Here is a 15803-nt window from a genome sequence, read left to right on the forward strand (position 1 = left end):
GCATAGCGAAGTATAAAGATTCCCGCTTTCGCGGGAATGACACCGTGATTGACGGACGCAATGTCCGAGCGCCCCAATAAAAAAGGCCGGTGTTTCCACCGGCCTTTTCGATTCTCGTTCCGATAAAAGCGGCTTACGCGGCTTCTTCGTCGCTTTCGGCTTCGGCGGCATCGGCCTTGACCCGCTTGGGGCTCTTGGCGAGCTGCTTTTCGATCAGTTGCACGGCCTCGGTGAGGGTCAGCTTCTTGACCGAACCGATTTCACGGCTCATGCGATCCATGGCCTGTTCGAACAGCTGGCGTTCCGAATAGGACTGCTCGGGCTGCTCTTCGGAGCGGTAGAGGTCGCGGACCACTTCGGAAATCGCGATCAGGTCGCCCGAATTGATCTTGGCTTCATATTCCTGGGCGCGGCGCGACCACATGGTGCGCTTGACGCGGGCACGGCCGGTGACGGTTTCAAGCGCCTTCTTGACCTCGTCTTCTTCGGCCAGCTTGCGCATGCCGACAGACTTGATCTTGGCCACGGGTACACGCAGGGTCAGCTTGTCCTGCTCGAAGCTGATGACGAACAGCTCCAGAGTAAGGCCGGCGACTTCTTGCTCCTCGATGGCGACGATTACGCCGACGCCATGGGCGGGGTAGACGACGAACTCGCCCGTCTTGAACCCGAGCCGCTGCTGCTGCTTCTTGGCTACCATTATGCTGGAACTCCTTGTTGACGCCCCAAATGGCTGGTTCCTTGCGGTAAAGACCGGCCATTCCGTACTCGTTCAGCGCCCGACCCCGGACACCGATGCGCAGTCAACCCCACGGCCGTTCCGGGTCCGCTTGTCCGGAACGCCATGCATCATAACGATGTTGTCAAAAAAATCGTGCCTTGCGGCACGGGCTGGGTGACGGGCTCAACTGCATATGGTGACACCATAGCACAATTTTTCAGCAGAATCAAAAGGAACGAATCAGCCGAGGGCGAGCCCCGCGCCCGGTAGAAGCCGGCGTGTCAAAATCGTGACATTTGCCAGTCACGTCCGGGGCTTGTCACCAGGCTTGTGACCCAGTCCCGATCAGTCGCCCTCGCCCGGGGATTCCGAGAAGTACTTCTCGAGCTTGCCGGTTTCGCCGTCGCGGTCCTTGGCCTCGGGCAGCGGATCGCGCCGCTCGGTCAGGTTTGGCCATTCGGCGGCATATTTGGTATTGAGCGCCAGCCAGTCGTCCAGGCCGCTTTCAGTATCGGGCTTGATCGCTTCGGCCGGACATTCGGGTTCGCACACACCGCAGTCGATGCATTCGTCCGGATGGATCACCAGCATGTTCTCGCCTTCATAGAAGCAGTCCACCGGACACACTTCCACGCAGTCGGTATATTTGCAGGCGATACAATTGTCGGTGACGATATAGGTCATTCTAGCCGGCGATCCCGTCCAAGCGCGGCTTGTCCTCTGGGGAAGGTCAAGCCGCCTGTCTCAACGCGACCGGTGCTAAACCCTTTTCCATGGCTTCGCAAGGCTGTCCGGGAGGACGGTTTGGCGCATCTCGGGCCGGTCTCAAAAAGACTTGCCTATTCCTCGTCCGGGACGCGCAATCTGTCCGTATCGCGCCGCTCTTTCTTGGTGGGACGTCCGGCCCCGGCCGGCCGTTCGGCAATCGCCGCCTCATAGGGGGATTTCTCGGCTTTGGGCACGGGCGGCGGCGACAGGTCCTCGTAAAGTCCCTGGGCCTCGCTGGCCGGCCCGCGGCGCGTACCGGGATCGAGAATGCGCCAGACCAGGATCCGGCCGTGCAGGGACATGGTCAGAACGTCCCCGGCCCCGACCTTATGGTCGCTGCGCTCGGTGCGCTCGGAATTGACCCGGATGGCGCCGCTTTCGATGATCTTTTGCGCCAGGGTGCGGGATTTGACCGCGCGCGAGAAGAACAGGAACCGGTCCAGCCGCTCCTTGCGGAGGCCAGTGTCCGGCCCTGCCAATCCTTACTCCGACTTGCCGCGCAGGGCGGCCAGGGCAGCAAAGGGGCTGTCGGGATCGAAAACCGGCTTGCGCTCTTCCCGCTGCGGGCGGCGATCGGGACGGGGCCCCTTGTCGGGCCGGCCCTTGCCAGCATACGGCTTGCCGCCATGCCCGCGATCTTCGCCCTCGGGACGGCGCGGCCCCTTGCCATGGCGCGGCCGCTCATTGCGCCGGTTCGGCTGCCCTTCGGCATCACCGTCGCGGCGCTGGCGCGGCTCGTGGCGGCGCTGTTCGGAATTGCGGCGGCCGGGGAACCACACCTCGTCGAATTGCGGTTCGGCGGGCGCTGCAGCCTCGGCCGGCGCCGCGTCGGCCACCGCGCCTTCGGCTACGACCGCTTCGGCAACCGGCTCTGCCGGGGCTTCTTCCACAGCCGCGGGCTCCACCACACCATCGGTGGTGGCTGCATTATCCTCCAGCACCGTTTCGAGCGCCTGGACCTCCTCGGAAGCCTCGGCCGGCGCGACCGGCTCCACCGGCTTGGGCGTGCGGCGCACGCGATAGCCCAGCGATGTCAGGATGGAGGAAAAATCCTCGCCCGAGCAACCCAACAGGCTGGTCATTTCCACCGTGACGCGGAAGCCATTGCCGTCCGCCGCACCCACCGGCAATTCGCCCTGATAGGGCCGGCCGGCATCGAGCGCGATCAGCGGCCGGATGATATCGGCGAGCCGCTCGAGAATATCGACCCGCACCGCCCGCTTGCCCGCAACCTTGAACCCGGCGATCTCATAAAGCCGCGGATCGACCTCGGGGTCGACCAGGAACGAGGTCCGGCCCGACAAAACGATATGGGGAATATCGGTGACGCCCGGCTGACGGATGCCGCCATTCTTGAGCGCGAACAGGACCAGGGCCAGTTCGCGCGGCGCCGGCTTCAGCGAAGCCGGAACATAGATGTGATAGGCGCCGAACTTGATCCCCAGCTTGCGCAGCTTGCCGCGCACGTCCTGATCGAGCCCCTTGACCTCTTCGGCCACGCCGGCGCGCGGCAACAGGCCCAGATGCTCATAGAGCTGATAGGCCAGGCCCCGCGCCGTGCCCTCGACATCGGCCGGCGCTTCCAGGGCCATCACCGGCTCGAGCACGGTATTGATATGGTGGCGCAGCCACAGCATCAGCCGGTCCTGGACCTTTTCGAGGTCCGGTCCGGTCAGCGTCTCGTCGGCCAGGATGATGATGCGCGGCCGGAACAGGCTGTCGCCCTCGGCCAGTTCGGCGACCATTTCGCCGCGCCAGCGCAGGCGGCCATCGGTCGCCAACACAAATTCTTCATTTGGCGAACCAGCCAATCGTTCGGCACGATGATGTATCTCCGGCGCCACGACCGAATCGGCGGCGCCGCGCAGCCCCTTGGCATCAGCGTCGCCATCATTGCGCGCCAGGGTGAAGCGGAAGCCTTCGAGCGTACCGATCAGGTGGCCTTCCAACCTGACTTCGCCTTGGCTGTTGATTTCGGGAGATACCATACGTTTGTCTTTCAGGTGGCGGAGCAGAACGCTCGTGCGCCGGTCGACGAATCTCTGGGTGAGACGCTCATGCAGGGCGTCGCTCAGCCGATCTTCAATGTCCCGTGTCTTTTCGCGCCAATAGAGAGGGTCTTCAAGCCAGTTTTTCCGATTGGCGACAAAGGTCCAGGTGCGGATCTGCTTGATCCGGTTACTGAGTGTGTCAATGTCGCCCTCGCCATTGTCGCAAAACCGGACCTGCTCGGCAATCCAGTCCGCATTGACCGATCCAATTCGTCTCAAATCCGAATAAATCCGGGTGACGATTTCGCCATGCGCCGCCGGTGAAATCCCCTGATAGTCCGGAATCTGGCAACATTCCCAGAGCAGTTTGACCGCATCGTGACCACGCGCCAGGCTCGCCGCCTCGTTGCGCGCCAGAAATTCGAGCGCGTGCTGGTCGGTGGCCACCGGCACCCGGGTCAGCGTGCGATCCTGCGGCGACATTTCGAGGGAATGGCGCAGCGCCTCGATCGAGCCGAAATTGAGGTTCGAATTGCGCCATTGCACCTGGCGCACCGGCTCGAAGTCGTGCGTCTCAAGCTGCACGACCAGTTCCTCGTCGAAATTGGCCGTGCCGCCGGTCACCCCGAACGTGCCGTTATGGCGGTGGCGTCCCGCCCGTCCGGCGATCTGGCCCAGTTCCGACGGCGTCAGCGGCCGGCTCTGATGCCCGTCGAACTTGGTGTCGTCGGCAAAAGCGACGTGGTGGATATCCAGGTTCAGCCCCATGCCGATGGCATCGGTGGCCACGAGAAAATCCACGTCCCCATTCTGGTAGAGATCGACCTGGGCGTTGCGCGTGCGGGGGCTGAGCGCCCCCATCACCACCGCCGCCCCGCCCCGTTCGCGGCGGATCAGTTCGGCAATGGCATAGACCTGCCGGGCCGAGAAGGCGACGATGGCCGAGCGCGGCGGCTGGCGGGAGATTTTGCGCGAACCCGAATAGGTCAGCTGCGAGAAACGTGGCCGGTCGATGATCTCGGCATGGGGGATCAGCTTGCGCACCACCCCGGCCATGGTCGCCGAGCCCAAAAGCAGCGTTTCCTGCAGGCCCCGGGCCTTGAGCAGCCTGTCGGTAAAGACATGGCCGCGATCGAAGTCGATGGCGGTCTGGATTTCGTCCACGGCCACGCAGTCGACATGGATATCCATGGGCATGGCTTCCACCGTCGCCACCCAATAGCGCGGCTTGGCCGGAACGATCCGCTCCTCGCCGGTCACCAGCGCCACCGCCTGTTCGCCGACCCGCTCCACCACCCGCTGATAGACCTCGCGCGCCAGAAGGCGCAGCGGCAGGCCGATCATCCCGGTGGGATGGGCCAACATGCGCTCGATGGCGAAATAGGTCTTGCCGGTATTGGTCGGGCCGAGAATCGCCTTGACCGAATGGGAGTGTGCGAAAGTCATCCCGCCCTATTTAGTCGCTCGCGTGATGACATGCGAGGGGCCCCGGCCAGTTGTCCCAACCCTGCACAATTTCGCCACGATCCCGCCCCGGACATTAACGGGCGAAACAGAACCGGAACAAATCAGCATCGAATCGGCGCGACTCACCCAATCCGGTTTTGTTCTCGGCCACATCTGGTGGGCACGACGCCCGCCGACACACAAGCGCGGCGCATCACCGTGTCTTGCCGGGACTTTCGAGCGCCAGGGCATTCAACTTGGTTGCCATCGGGTTAATTTCAGCGTTCTGCGGGCAAAGATGAACGCGCGGTAAAGGCGGCGGCGACCAGAATAATTTCGCCGTTGAGGCTTTCCAGCCCGTAATCCGGCCCCCTCGCACCAACCCATTGGCAAAATCGCCCGTTGACGTCCCACCCTGGCACAAGGTGACACCGCGCCACCGCAAGCGCTGGTCCTCATCTCACCCGCCGCCCAGGCTCGCCCTCTACCCGTCACGCAGCTCCCACTCCACTCCAGCCCCGCCCACCCCACTGGGTCACTCCCGAGAAAGCGGAGCCTCTGGTTTCTCGACACCAGCACCACCCAATATGTCCACCCGTCCCATTCCGGCGCAGATCGCGACGTCCGCGCAGCCGCGCGTTAACCCATGAACCAAACCCGGAACGAACAGGGACAGAATCGGGGCAGTCAGCACAATGCGGCTTTGTTCTCCCCCATCATCTGGTGGCAATGGCGGCACGCAGCCACAATCACCCGCCCGGCGCGCCTCATTGGAGCCCGAAACCGTTCACAGAGGCTAACAGGGGGTAAATTTGCGGGCGCCTCGGCACTTTCTTAGCGAAACGCTGCCAGAATTTTTCTGCGCGGAGCCGAGACGTTAACGCGCGCACCCCGGCGCGCCCGGCGGTCGGGCTCATAAAATTGGCAAAAAACCTTTTGACCGTCCGGTTTTGGGACAGGGGCCGGGGGCGCTGTGTTTGACGCGCAGCCTGCCTATTCGCGCATGCCGACCAGGATCATGGAGAGATCGCCCATCGAGGTACCGACGATCACACGATAGGGCACGTAGTAGCCGGTCTGGCCCAGCGGCGCATACCACAGGACCATGCGGCTGCTCTCGGCCAGATAAGTGGTCATTTCCGAGCTGGCGAAATGTCCCGAGATCGGCCGGTAGCGCAGCGAACAGGCCACGAGCGGCCCCTGATAGCCGGTGCGGGGCGATGTCGCCTCATCGGTATCGAGAAAACCCATCTCGATGTTGAAGCGCTCGACACCGGTAAAGATGGAGGCGCGCTTTTCACACAGGCTCCGGTCGAGCGCACTGCCCTTGAGCACGAAGGCGGAAATGAAGTCGCCCACCCCGCTCAACTGGCTGCGTTCGATTGGAACGCGGTCCCCGGTATCGACGATCGGCGGGTTGACCTGAAAGGTGCTGACAGCGCGGCCGGAAAAACCGACTTCGGCGGTGAACACCTCGCCATTGGCGCGGGTTTCGAGCGCAAAGCTCTCCGAAACCAGGCTCGCGCCGGCCGAACTGCCCCGCACGGAGGCCTTGGCCGTGCCGCTGGCCACCACCGAGCCGACCCCGGTGACATTGGCGCTGAGGTCGAGGCCATAGCGTCTGCCATCGTCTGTCAGCCCGACTTCCATCAGCGCCACATTGAGACCACCCAGCGTCAGCACATAATTGAACTTGGCGTCGACCTGTGCCATCGCGACTTGCGTAAGGCTTAGGACAAGGGCAGTGGCGGCGAGGGTGGAACGGATCACGGCGTCAACTCGTCTCGGGTGAACCGGCGGCCTGGCGCCGGACGAATCAGTGGGTTCGATCAAACCTGCCCATGCCTTTGGGCGCTGGCAAGGCATTCACGGCCCTCAAAACGGCCCTTTGGCTTGACGGGACGGGCCTCTTTCTCTAAAGAGCCGCCAGATTTCATGACAAATGAGGCCCGTTGCGGACTTCCCCGCCACGCAGGACCTTTACACAAACAGGATCTACAATCATGGCACGTCGCTGCGAACTGACCGGCAAGGGCGTTATGATGGGCAACAATGTTTCGCACGCCCTCAACCGCACCCGCCGCCGTTTTCTCCCCAATCTGGTCAATGTCACGCTGATCTCGGACGCCCTCAATCGTCCGGTCAAGCTGCGCATCACCACTTCCGCCCTGCGCACGGTCGAGCACCGTGGTGGCCTGGACGCCTTCCTGCTCAAGCAGGATGATGCCGACCTGAGCCCCCTGGCCCTGGGTATCAAGAAGGAAGTCCGCGCCGCCCTCGCCGGCTAAGCGGTTTTCCTCTACCGAATTTGACCGCGTGGTAGGCAACTGCCACGCGGTTTTGTTTTTTGGAACGGCGCTTATAATCTGCGTCATCCGATCGCCTACCGGCCGTCGCCCTCGGGCTTGACCCGACAATGGCGCCGCCATTGCACAACCTCCGCCCCGGTCTTTTGCCGGTCAGCGGCAAACAAAGGTACAGTCAGATGCTGTCTCGTTTTCTGGTGGCCGTCGCCGCCATGGTGGCCGTGGTCGCCGCCTCCAATGTCCTTGTTCAGTTTCCGGTCGATTTCACCCTGGGCGCCGTCCATATTGGCGACATCCTGACCTGGGGCGCCTTCACCTATCCGATCGCCTTCCTCGTGACCGATCTCTCCAACCGCGCCTTCGGCCCGCAAAAGGCGCGGCTCGTGGTGGTCGCCGGTTTCTGCGTCGCGGTCGTGCTCTCCATCTGGCTGGCAACGCCGCGCATCGCCATCGCCTCGGGCACCGCCTTCCTCGTCGCGCAATTGCTTGATGTCTCCATCTTCCATCGCCTGCGCGATGGCGCCTGGTGGCACGCACCGATGTTCTCCTCGCTGGTCTCCTCGGCGCTCGATACGGTCATCTTCTTTTCTCTCGCCATGGCCCCGGCCTTTGCCGGCATTGATGCCGCCTTCGGCATGGAGGATTCGTCCCTCGCCTTCCCGGCCCCGCTCCTGGGCGTAGGCGCCGAAGTCGAGCTCTGGCAGTCGCTGGCTTTGGGCGATTTCCTCGTCAAGCTGGTCATGGCCGTGCTGATGCTCGCTCCCTACAAGAGCGTCCGCGACCTCGTGCTGCGCCGCCTGCCCGCCACGGCCTGACGCCGGGCAGGCTCTTTCGTGCATCCAATTCCTCTGGCATGGTGGCCTCACCTGCCGGAGGCTTTGCATGACCGAGACCGTTGTCTTACCCGGGAACCCCGCACCGCGCCGCCGCGGCACCTTCTTCGTGCCGCTGCTGGTCTTTCCGTTCCTGGCCTACAACCTCATCGTTTTCCTGTTCTTCGGCGGCAATCCGGCCAATTGGGCCTTCGGCATGTTCGCCCTGCCCATGCCCTCGGGCATGCCCTGGGCCATCACTGCGGGCGATTTCCTGCTCGTGGTCGGCATCATTCTGTTGTTCTTCGAAGTGCTGAAATCGACCAACACCGCCCGCAGCTCGATCGTCGAGCACATGCTGTCCATGCTGGTCTTCGTCGCGTTTCTGGTGGAGTTCCTGCTGGTCGGCGCGGCCTCCAGCTCGGTCTTCTTCCTGCTCATGGTGATGAGCCTGATCGACGTGGTCGCCGGCTTTACCGTCTCCATCACCAGCGCCAGCCGCGATGTGTCGATGACCTGACTGCCCGTGCGGATCAGACGATCTTAGTCTTGCGATAACCCAGCGGCATCCGCCGCTCGCTGATCCGCGCGCCCCGGCCATAGGCATTCACCGCCACTTGCTGCGGTCCGGCCTGGCCCGGCCGACGCACCACATGCAATTCCCGCGTGGCGATGATCTGGCTGACAAAAGCTGCCATGGGCGCGGAGCGCGCCAGGGACGGTCGCGGCGCAGGCGCATCGAGCGCGACGGGCACCCCGATCTCTCCTGTCCTGATCTGCTCCAGCTTTCGCATCGACCGTACCATTCTGCGCCGCGCTGTCCCGAAATGGCACAGCATGACCGGCAATCTGACACTATGGCAGCAAGCGCCATGCCAGATGGTAACAGTCTGTTAACGAAATTCGATCCCTGGTGACGATCAGTTCACAGAGAAAGTGAACGCCTAGCCCGGCTCAGAAGTTATCCTTGCCCTTGCGAATGGCGGCGAAAACCTCCGCCGGATCGGCCCCGGTGAGCCCATAATGCTCAGCCAGTTCCGGGGCATCGGCGCGCAGGAATGGATTGGCCAGTTTGTCCTCGCCGAGCGGAAAGGGAATGGTCGGTTTCCCCTGCTCCCGCAAGGACTTGACCTCTTCCGCCCGCTTTTTCAGCGCCGCATTTTCGGGATCGATGGAGAGCGCAAACCGCGCATTGCTCTCGGTATATTCGTGCCCGCAATAGACCAGCGTCGCGTCCGGCAAGGCCCGCAACCGCTCGAGCCCCGCCCACATCGGCCCCGGCGTGCCCTCGAACATCCGCCCCACCCCAAGTGAAAACAGCGCATCGGCCGAAAACAGATGCCCGCCGACCGAATCGTGAAACACCACATGCCCCAGCGTGTGACCGGGCGTCGCCAAGACGTCGAAACGCGTATCTCCCAGTTCCACGACGTCGCCGTCGCCCACCAGCTCGTCCAGTTCCTCGATCTTGTCCGCCTCGGCGGCGGGCCCCACGACGCGCGCCCCCGATGCAGACTTGAGCTCGGCAATGGCCTCGACGTGGTCGATGTGGTGGTGGGTAATCAGGATGTCGGTGAGCGTCCAGCCGCGCCGCGCCAGCGCCGCCTTGATCGGGCCGGCCTCGGGCGCATCGATGGCAGCGGTTCGGCCACTGGCCTCGTCATGCGCCAGATATCCGAAATTGTCGCTGCGAGCGGGAAAGACATCCACGATCAGGGCCAAGGCAATACTCCTTCAATCAACGAGCGCAGGCTAGGCACGGTGCCCGGCAATGGCAACCGGCGAAATGGACAAGTTGATGGCACTTTGGCAAGGTCTGGCCATGACCAGCGACGTCTCGCGCCTCATCGGCTTCTACAAATCTCCGCTCGGGCGTATTTCCCGCGCTTTGGTGCGCGAGCAGGTCATGCATCTGGCCGGCGATGTCACCGGCAAGCGCGTTCTGGGCCTGGGCTTTGCCACCCCCTATCTGCGGTTCGCGCTGAAGCCGGCGGAGCGGGTTCTGGCCTTCATGCCGGGCCGGCAGGGTGCCTCGGCCTGGCCGCGCGAAGGCCCGTCTTGCACGGTGCTCTGCGATCCCCTGGAAATGCCGCTGACCGATGCGGCCATTGATCTGACCCTGGCCGTTCACACGCTGGAACACATCGCCGATGCCGAGGAACTGATGCGCGAGCTCTGGCGCATCACCGCGCCCAATGGCCATCTGATTCTGGTCGTGCCGCGCCGCCGGGGCATCTGGGCGCAGCGCGACAACACGCCCTTCGGTCAGGGCAATCCCTATTCGGGCGGGCAGCTGGAAAAGCTGCTGCGCGATCATTCCTTCGTGCCCGAAGCCTGGCGCGACGCGCTGTTCCTGCCGCCCTTCCAGTCGAGCCTGGTGCTGAAATCGACGCGCTTCTTCGAGCGCTTCGGACGGCTGCTGGGCCCCGCCATGAGTGGCGTCATCTGCGTGCGGGCGCGAAAGGAAGCCTTTCCCGCAGTCCCCCGCCGCAAGCGGGCCGAACGCTATGTCCGCCTGCCCGGCATGAGCACCGCCACCGCACGCAACGCCTGAGCGCACAAGCTCTTTGCCTTTGCGCCCTGCTTTGCATATGGTCCCCGCGATTTTCCGCCTCAGACAGCAGACTTCCATGACCGACCGCAAGCGCCCCCAGCCGCAGCCCGGAATTCTCGATATCGCCCCCTATCTGCCGGGCAAGTCCGGCAAGCCGGGCGCCCACTCGATCAAGCTTTCGGCCAATGAATCCCCGCTCGGCGCCAGTCCCAAGGCCATTGCGGCCTTTGCCGCCGCCGCCGAACATCTCGAAATCTATCCCGAAGGCTCGTCCCGGCTGCTGCGCGAAGCCCTGGGTGAAGTCCATGGCATCGATCCGGCCAGCATTGTCTGCGGCAATGGCTCGGATGACCTGCTGCACCTGCTCGCCCAGATCTATCTCGGCGAAGGCGACGACGCGCTGATGAACTGCTACGGCTTTTCGGTCTATCCGATCATCACCAAGGCCACCGGCGCCAATATCGTCATGGTCGAGGAAACCGAATACCGCGCCGATGTCGACGCCCTGCTTGCGTCCGTGACGGAACGCACCAGGGTGATCTGGCTGGCAAACCCCAACAATCCCACCGGCACCTATCTGTCCGACGCCGAAGTCCGGCGGCTGCATGCCGGCCTCAGGCCCGACATCCTTCTCGTCATCGACAGCGCCTATGCCGAATATGTCACCGCGGCCGATTACAGCACCGGGATTGATCTGGTGCGCGAGACGGACAATGTCGTCATGGTCCGCACCTTTTCCAAGATGGGGCTGGCTGCGGCCCGTATCGGCTGGATGGTCGGGCCCGGCCATGTGATCGACGCCATCCATCGCATCCGCGGGCCGTTCAACGTCAATCTGCCGGCGCAATTGGCCGGCGCCGCCGCAACGCGCGACGTGGCTTTCACCGAAAGCCTCCGGCAGCACAATGCCCATTGGCGCGAATGGCTCACGGCGGAACTGGCCGGCAACCGCATGCGGGTCCTGCCCAGCCAGGCCAATTTCGTCATGGTGCTGTTCGAAACCCCTGAGGACGCGGCCCGGGCATTTTCGACACTGGCCGAGGCCGGCTATATCGTGCGCGAGATCGGCGTCTCCTATGGCATCGAAAACGGCCTGCGCATCTCCATCGGCTCCGAAGACGCCATGCGCGCCGTGGCCGGCATCCTCACTTCCATGGACAAAGTGCAATGAGCGTACATTTTCGCAAGCTGGCGCTGATCGGCATCGGGCTCATCGGCTCCTCCATTGCCCTGGCGGCAAAACGGCAGGGACTGGTGGAAGTCATCTCCATTGCCACGCGGCGCCAGGAAACGCTCGATGAAGCCCGTGAACTGGGCCTGGGCGATATCTATACGCTTGACCCTGCCGAGGCCGTGCGCGGCGCGGACCTTGTCATTCTCTGCGCCCCCGTCGGGGCCTATGCCGATCTGGCCCGGGCCATCGGCCCTGCCCTGGAACCCGGCGCCATCCTTTCCGATGTGGGTTCGGTGAAGCGCCATGTCCACGAGGTCGTAGGGCCTCTGGTGCCGGAAGGCGTGCATTTCATTCCGGGCCACCCCATGGCCGGCACCGAACATTCCGGGCCTTCGGCCGGTTTTGCAGAACTGTTTACCGGCCGCTGGTGCATGCTAACGCCCGAACCCGATGTGGATCGCGCCGCGGTCGATAGGCTGGTGGCGTTCTGGAAGGGTCTTGGCTCCAATGTCGAACTGATGGACGCCGCCCACCACGATCTTGTCGTGGCCATTACCAGTCATGTGCCACACCTTATTGCCTACAATATCGTGGGCACGGCGGATGATCTGGGCAATGTGACGAAGTCGGAAGTGATCAAGTTTTCCGCAGGCGGCTTCCGAGATTTCACCCGCATTGCCGCGTCCGATCCGGTGATGTGGCGTGACGTGTTCCTCACCAACCGCGATGCTGTCATGGAAATGCTGGGACGGTTCCTCGAAGACCTTTCCGTCCTGCAGCGGGCCGTGCGGGTCGGAGACGGCCCGGCGCTGGAAGCCCTTTTCACCCGGACGCGGGCCATTCGCCGCTCGATCATCGATGCGGGCCAGGATTCGTCCGCTCCCGACTTCGGGCGCCCGCACGAAGCGCCGCCGGCAGTCGATACCGGCTTTGTCCGCGAGCATGGTGGCGGCGACGACGCCTAGAACAGGGCGGGCACCGCCGCGATCGGCACCAGGCCGGACGAAATGCCACCGCCGGCAAAATTGAGCTGATTGGCATGGCGCCCATCGGCGCCGGGCACGCCCAGCACCAGTGTCCGCCAGGGCTCCTCGAGGAATGGCCCGATCCGTTCGGCGACGCCCAGGGAATCCACGGTAATCGCGCCCGTGGGATAACCCGCCGGGTCCAGCGCCAGTTCACCGCTGGCATTGAGATCGGCACTGCCGTCATTGGCCCTTATGCCGACGATGCGCAGAACGCCGCCGGCCTGCTGCCAGTCCTGAAGGAGCGGCGCCTGCCCCCAGTTGCGGACATCATCTGGCAGGCCGGTGATTTCAAGCTCCGCCTCGGCCAGGGTCGGGGCCAGTTGCAGGCCCGGCGCCTCGACGTCATTGGCCCGCAGATAGGCGGCAAGCGCCGACCGCCCTGCCTCGGCATCGTGTTGCTCGGGAATGTCGAGCAGGTGCAATTCGACATGCGGGATGGCCGCGATAAGCGAGGACCCAAACAGGGCATCGGTCCATTCGACCCCATCGGCAACGGTCGACATCCGTGCGATGCGCCAGTTCTCGATCCGCAGGCTTGCTTCGAGACTCTGCCAGTTCACCGCCTGGGCGAGGCCGGTAAAGGCATCGGCGAGCTGCACCGGACCATGCGCCGATGCCAGGACGTGATTGGGGCGATAGACCATGACGCTGGCGCGAATGGAGGGCACGGTGACCAGCATATCGCCCGTGACAAGGCTCGCCTCGGCACAATCGAGATCGAAGCGGAAGGGAAAGCCGCCAATGTCGAGCCGGCCGCAGACCAGCTGCGGGCTAGATTCACCATCGGCCAGCGCCAGGGCCTCCACCTGCTGCCGGACCATGCCGGCGAGGAAAAACCAGCCGCCCGTCCACAGCACAACGACCAGGCCCACGACCGCGCCAAGGATGATGATTCGCTTTTTCATACTGCCTTCTTACCTGCGCCGGCGCGACGTCAGAAGCGGTTTGATGGCCGCGTTCATTCCCAGTAAACCTCGCCCCGGACACACTGGCTGCCGATCCGCCGCAACAAATGCGGTCGAGGCGAGCCTTATTCGGAGTTCTGGGTCGAGTTATGGCATTTTCCACCGACAGCCCTGAGAAAAAGACCCAGTGGGTTTTTGGCTATGGTTCGCTGATCTGGAACCCCGGCTTCCAATACCGCCACGCGCAACTGGCCTTGCTGCGCGGAGCACACCGTTCGCTGTCGATCGTCTCCCATCACCATCGCGGCACCCGTGAACAGCCGGGCCTTGTCTTCGGCCTGACCCGGGGCGGCTCATGCCGTGGCATGGCGTTCGAAGTCGATGACGGCAATTGGCCGGCGGTGCGCGCCTATCTTGATGCACGCGAACTGGTCACCTCGGTCTATCGCGACGTCACCCGGCCGGTCACCCTTGCCGATGGAAGGCGCATCGAGGCTCTGACCTATGTGGTGGACGAAAGTCACGAACAGTTCGCGGGGGCCCTCAGCATCGACCAGCAGGTCGCCATGATCCGCGCAGGCGTGGGTATTTCGGGGCGCAATGTGGACTATGTGGTCAATACCGCGCGCCATCTCGAAACGCTGGGCATCTCCGATCGCGCCCTGATGCGCATTGCCGCCCAGCTCGAAGCTCAGGACATATTGGCCAGCTAAGCTGGATCTCAAGCCGCCTTTTGGGGTGTCAGGACATGCAGCGCGCCCTGCGGCGCGGCACCCTCCAGATCCCAGATGGTCGCCAGCCGGTCCCCGGCCAGGTCCACGCCATCCACTCTGAAGGCCCGATCCCCACAGGACAGGGCAAGCCGGAAGCGGGTGCGGCTCACCGGATCGGCGACAAGATCGTCGGTGGATCCGACCCAAAGCACATTGCTGCCCTTGGCCACGAGATAAAGCCCGCCCGTCTCCATGCCAAAGCTGGTGAACACTTCGCCGGCCAGCGAGAAGCTACGTCCCGAACGCCCGATCCAGGTTGCCCGGCGGCCGGGCTGCCGTGTCAGAGCCTTGTGTTCACTGGTCTGCATGTCTCATCCCCTGCGTCCCCAGAAGAAGAACAAAAATAGAACAAATTGTATCCATCGTCAAGCCACCCCACGGCATAACACTAGATGTATGGTCTTGTTCGGCTATTCCGTCAATATATTGATAGTCAGGCCTGCCGTGCGGCATCAACGCGGGCCTGCAGGGCCGGGCTCATGGGCCGGTCATAGCCGGCATCTATGGCCTCCAGCGACAGCCGGGTTGATTCGGGCTCGATCGCGGCCTTGAGCCTTTCGGTGAACACGTCCGGCGCAAGGCCTGGCTCGATGGGCGGCAGGAACCGGGCACGCGCCACGCCCGGCCAGATGACGAGGCTGTTCCGGCCCCAATAGAGCCCGGAATTGAGCGCCACCGGCACGACCGGCACATTGAGCTCGCTATAGAGCCGCACGATCCCCTGCCGGTATTCTGGCGGTGCCAGGGGCGCCTTGCGCGTGCCCTCGGGATAGATGACGATCCGGCAACCGCGATCGATGGCCGCCTTTGCCTGAGCAAGCATTTCGGGAATGGCTTCCGCGCCCTTCTGCCGGTCGACCTCGATGCAGTCGAGCGAGCGCGCGGCCCAGCCGAAGAAGGGGATACGCATCAACTCCTTCTTGGCGATATAGGCCGGGCGGCCGGTATGGGGGAATATGGCGAAGATATCCCAGTCCGACTGGTGCTTGGACGCGATGATGCAGCCGCCGGGGGGAATGTTCTCTTCCCCTTCGACATGGGTGCCCATGCCGGTCAGCCCGCGGAGAAACTGCACATTGGACCAGCACCAATAGCGCGCAACGGCCCAGCCGAGCCGGGTCCGGCCGGCCAGAATGCCGATCGTGCCCGCAATGATGGCCAGAATGACGGTCTGCCCCAGGAAAACCAGATAGAAGACCGCGGTACGAACGGCCTGGACGGCGGACTTGATCGGCATAGGCTCCCCCGCGCCTTTTGGCGCTTTTGCCATTCATAACCGCAGCGGGAGCGCTTGGCGAGGTTTCAGAGCGGTCCCGGGAGAGGTG

General features: G+C 63.6%; 17 protein-coding genes. 7 read left to right on the forward strand and 10 right to left on the reverse strand.

Going from position 1 to position 15803, the window contains the following annotated elements:
* Positions 1-133: 133 nt before the first annotated feature.
* The 5 genes from KIT02_RS10710 to KIT02_RS10730 form a co-directional block, all read right to left on the reverse strand.
* The gene (locus KIT02_RS10710; protein ID WP_297577662.1) at positions 134-700 is read right to left on the reverse strand and encodes a CarD family transcriptional regulator; all 567 of its coding nucleotides are present in this window, start codon (positions 698-700) and stop codon (positions 134-136) included.
* Between the two features lie 366 nt (positions 701-1066).
* Positions 1067-1405 carry a ferredoxin FdxA gene (gene fdxA, locus KIT02_RS10715; protein ID WP_297577663.1) on the reverse strand — a complete coding sequence of 113 codons (339 nt, stop codon included), beginning with the start codon at positions 1403-1405 and terminating at the stop codon, positions 1067-1069.
* Between the two features lie 155 nt (positions 1406-1560).
* On the reverse strand, positions 1561-1968 hold the full coding sequence (locus KIT02_RS10720) for an RNA-binding S4 domain-containing protein (RefSeq protein WP_297577664.1): 408 nt from the start codon (positions 1966-1968) through the stop codon (positions 1561-1563).
* Between the two features lie 3 nt (positions 1969-1971).
* Entirely contained in the window at positions 1972-4926 is a 2955-nt protein-coding gene (locus tag KIT02_RS10725) for a helicase-related protein (RefSeq protein ID WP_297577665.1), read from the reverse strand.
* Positions 4927-5919: 993 nt separating this feature from the next.
* Complete coding sequence (locus tag KIT02_RS10730; RefSeq protein ID WP_297577666.1) at positions 5920-6696, reverse strand: DUF3108 domain-containing protein; 777 nt, start codon at positions 6694-6696, stop codon at positions 5920-5922.
* Positions 6697-6929: 233 nt separating this feature from the next.
* On the opposite strand from KIT02_RS10730, the gene rpmB reads away from it, so the two are divergent.
* The 3 genes from rpmB to KIT02_RS10745 all read left to right on the forward strand — a co-directional run bounded on the left by rpmB (position 6930) and on the right by KIT02_RS10745 (position 8564).
* Positions 6930-7214, forward strand: a complete 285-nt coding sequence (gene rpmB / locus KIT02_RS10735; protein WP_297577667.1) for a 50S ribosomal protein L28 — start codon at positions 6930-6932, stop codon at positions 7212-7214.
* Positions 7215-7411: 197 nt separating this feature from the next.
* Positions 7412-8047, forward strand: coding sequence for a queuosine precursor transporter (locus KIT02_RS10740; RefSeq protein WP_297577668.1), 636 nt, complete (start codon positions 7412-7414; stop codon positions 8045-8047).
* A gap of 67 nt (positions 8048-8114) precedes the next feature.
* Entirely contained in the window at positions 8115-8564 is a 450-nt protein-coding gene (locus KIT02_RS10745; RefSeq protein ID WP_297577669.1) for a hypothetical protein, read from the forward strand.
* Positions 8565-8577: 13 nt separating this feature from the next.
* On the opposite strand, the gene KIT02_RS10750 is transcribed toward KIT02_RS10745, so the two are convergent.
* Both KIT02_RS10750 and gloB read right to left on the reverse strand, forming a co-directional pair.
* The gene (locus KIT02_RS10750) at positions 8578-8838 is read right to left on the reverse strand and encodes a hypothetical protein (protein WP_297577670.1); all 261 of its coding nucleotides are present in this window, start codon (positions 8836-8838) and stop codon (positions 8578-8580) included.
* Positions 8839-8998: 160 nt separating this feature from the next.
* The gene (gene gloB, locus KIT02_RS10755; RefSeq protein WP_297577671.1) at positions 8999-9766 is read right to left on the reverse strand and encodes a hydroxyacylglutathione hydrolase; all 768 of its coding nucleotides are present in this window, start codon (positions 9764-9766) and stop codon (positions 8999-9001) included.
* Between the two features lie 76 nt (positions 9767-9842).
* On the opposite strand from gloB, the gene KIT02_RS10760 reads away from it, so the two are divergent.
* The 3 genes from KIT02_RS10760 to KIT02_RS10770 all read left to right on the forward strand — a co-directional run bounded on the left by KIT02_RS10760 (position 9843) and on the right by KIT02_RS10770 (position 12737).
* Positions 9843-10598 carry a methyltransferase domain-containing protein gene (locus KIT02_RS10760; protein ID WP_297577672.1) on the forward strand — a complete coding sequence of 252 codons (756 nt, stop codon included), beginning with the start codon at positions 9843-9845 and terminating at the stop codon, positions 10596-10598.
* A 76-nt stretch (positions 10599-10674) separates the two neighbouring features.
* Positions 10675-11769: a histidinol-phosphate transaminase gene (gene hisC / locus KIT02_RS10765; protein WP_297577673.1), complete on the forward strand. Its 1095-nt coding sequence runs from the start codon at positions 10675-10677 to the stop codon at positions 11767-11769.
* Positions 11766-12737 carry a prephenate/arogenate dehydrogenase family protein gene (locus KIT02_RS10770; protein WP_297577674.1) on the forward strand — a complete coding sequence of 324 codons (972 nt, stop codon included), beginning with the start codon at positions 11766-11768 and terminating at the stop codon, positions 12735-12737. Before hisC ends, KIT02_RS10770 begins: the two co-directional genes overlap by 4 nt.
* Here the strand turns inward: KIT02_RS10770 and KIT02_RS10775 are convergent.
* Positions 12734-13705 (reverse strand): DUF2125 domain-containing protein, encoded by a 972-nt coding sequence (locus KIT02_RS10775; RefSeq protein WP_297577675.1) that lies wholly within the window; start codon positions 13703-13705, stop codon positions 12734-12736. The two genes, KIT02_RS10770 and KIT02_RS10775, sit on opposite strands and share 4 nt — an antisense overlap.
* A gap of 149 nt (positions 13706-13854) precedes the next feature.
* Here KIT02_RS10775 and KIT02_RS10780 point away from each other — a divergent pair, with 149 nt between their 5' ends.
* Positions 13855-14418: a gamma-glutamylcyclotransferase gene (locus KIT02_RS10780; RefSeq protein ID WP_297577676.1), complete on the forward strand. Its 564-nt coding sequence runs from the start codon at positions 13855-13857 to the stop codon at positions 14416-14418.
* Positions 14419-14426: 8 nt separating this feature from the next.
* Here the strand turns inward: KIT02_RS10780 and KIT02_RS10785 are convergent, their stop codons facing one another.
* Both KIT02_RS10785 and KIT02_RS10790 read right to left on the reverse strand, forming a co-directional pair.
* Positions 14427-14786, reverse strand: a complete 360-nt coding sequence (locus tag KIT02_RS10785) for a hypothetical protein (RefSeq protein WP_297577677.1) — start codon at positions 14784-14786, stop codon at positions 14427-14429.
* A gap of 125 nt (positions 14787-14911) precedes the next feature.
* The gene (locus KIT02_RS10790) at positions 14912-15715 is read right to left on the reverse strand and encodes a lysophospholipid acyltransferase family protein (RefSeq protein ID WP_297577678.1); all 804 of its coding nucleotides are present in this window, start codon (positions 15713-15715) and stop codon (positions 14912-14914) included.
* Positions 15716-15803 lie beyond the last annotated feature (88 nt).

Origin of the sequence: Devosia sp. (genome assembly GCF_025809055.1) — a bacterium.
Classification (GTDB): Bacteria; Pseudomonadota; Alphaproteobacteria; order Rhizobiales; family Devosiaceae; genus Devosia.

Coding starts and splice junctions, on each gene's coding strand:
- KIT02_RS10760 (WP_297577672.1), top strand. CDS start 9,843: ATGGCACTTTGGCAAGGTCTGGCCATGACCAGCGACGTCTCGCGCCTC.
- KIT02_RS10775 (WP_297577675.1), bottom strand. CDS start 13,705: ATGAAAAAGCGAATCATCATCCTTGGCGCGGTCGTGGGCCTGGTCGTT.
- KIT02_RS10780 (WP_297577676.1), top strand. CDS start 13,855: ATGGCATTTTCCACCGACAGCCCTGAGAAAAAGACCCAGTGGGTTTTT.
- KIT02_RS10790 (WP_297577678.1), bottom strand. CDS start 15,715: ATGCCGATCAAGTCCGCCGTCCAGGCCGTTCGTACCGCGGTCTTCTAT.
- rpmB (WP_297577667.1), top strand. CDS start 6,930: ATGGCACGTCGCTGCGAACTGACCGGCAAGGGCGTTATGATGGGCAAC.
- KIT02_RS10725 (WP_297577665.1), bottom strand. CDS start 4,926: ATGACTTTCGCACACTCCCATTCGGTCAAGGCGATTCTCGGCCCGACC.
- KIT02_RS10750 (WP_297577670.1), bottom strand. CDS start 8,838: ATGCGAAAGCTGGAGCAGATCAGGACAGGAGAGATCGGGGTGCCCGTC.
- KIT02_RS10710 (WP_297577662.1), bottom strand. CDS start 700: ATGGTAGCCAAGAAGCAGCAGCAGCGGCTCGGGTTCAAGACGGGCGAG.
- hisC (WP_297577673.1), top strand. CDS start 10,675: ATGACCGACCGCAAGCGCCCCCAGCCGCAGCCCGGAATTCTCGATATC.
- KIT02_RS10785 (WP_297577677.1), bottom strand. CDS start 14,786: ATGCAGACCAGTGAACACAAGGCTCTGACACGGCAGCCCGGCCGCCGG.
- fdxA (WP_297577663.1), bottom strand. CDS start 1,405: ATGACCTATATCGTCACCGACAATTGTATCGCCTGCAAATATACCGAC.
- KIT02_RS10745 (WP_297577669.1), top strand. CDS start 8,115: ATGACCGAGACCGTTGTCTTACCCGGGAACCCCGCACCGCGCCGCCGC.
- KIT02_RS10740 (WP_297577668.1), top strand. CDS start 7,412: ATGCTGTCTCGTTTTCTGGTGGCCGTCGCCGCCATGGTGGCCGTGGTC.
- KIT02_RS10770 (WP_297577674.1), top strand. CDS start 11,766: ATGAGCGTACATTTTCGCAAGCTGGCGCTGATCGGCATCGGGCTCATC.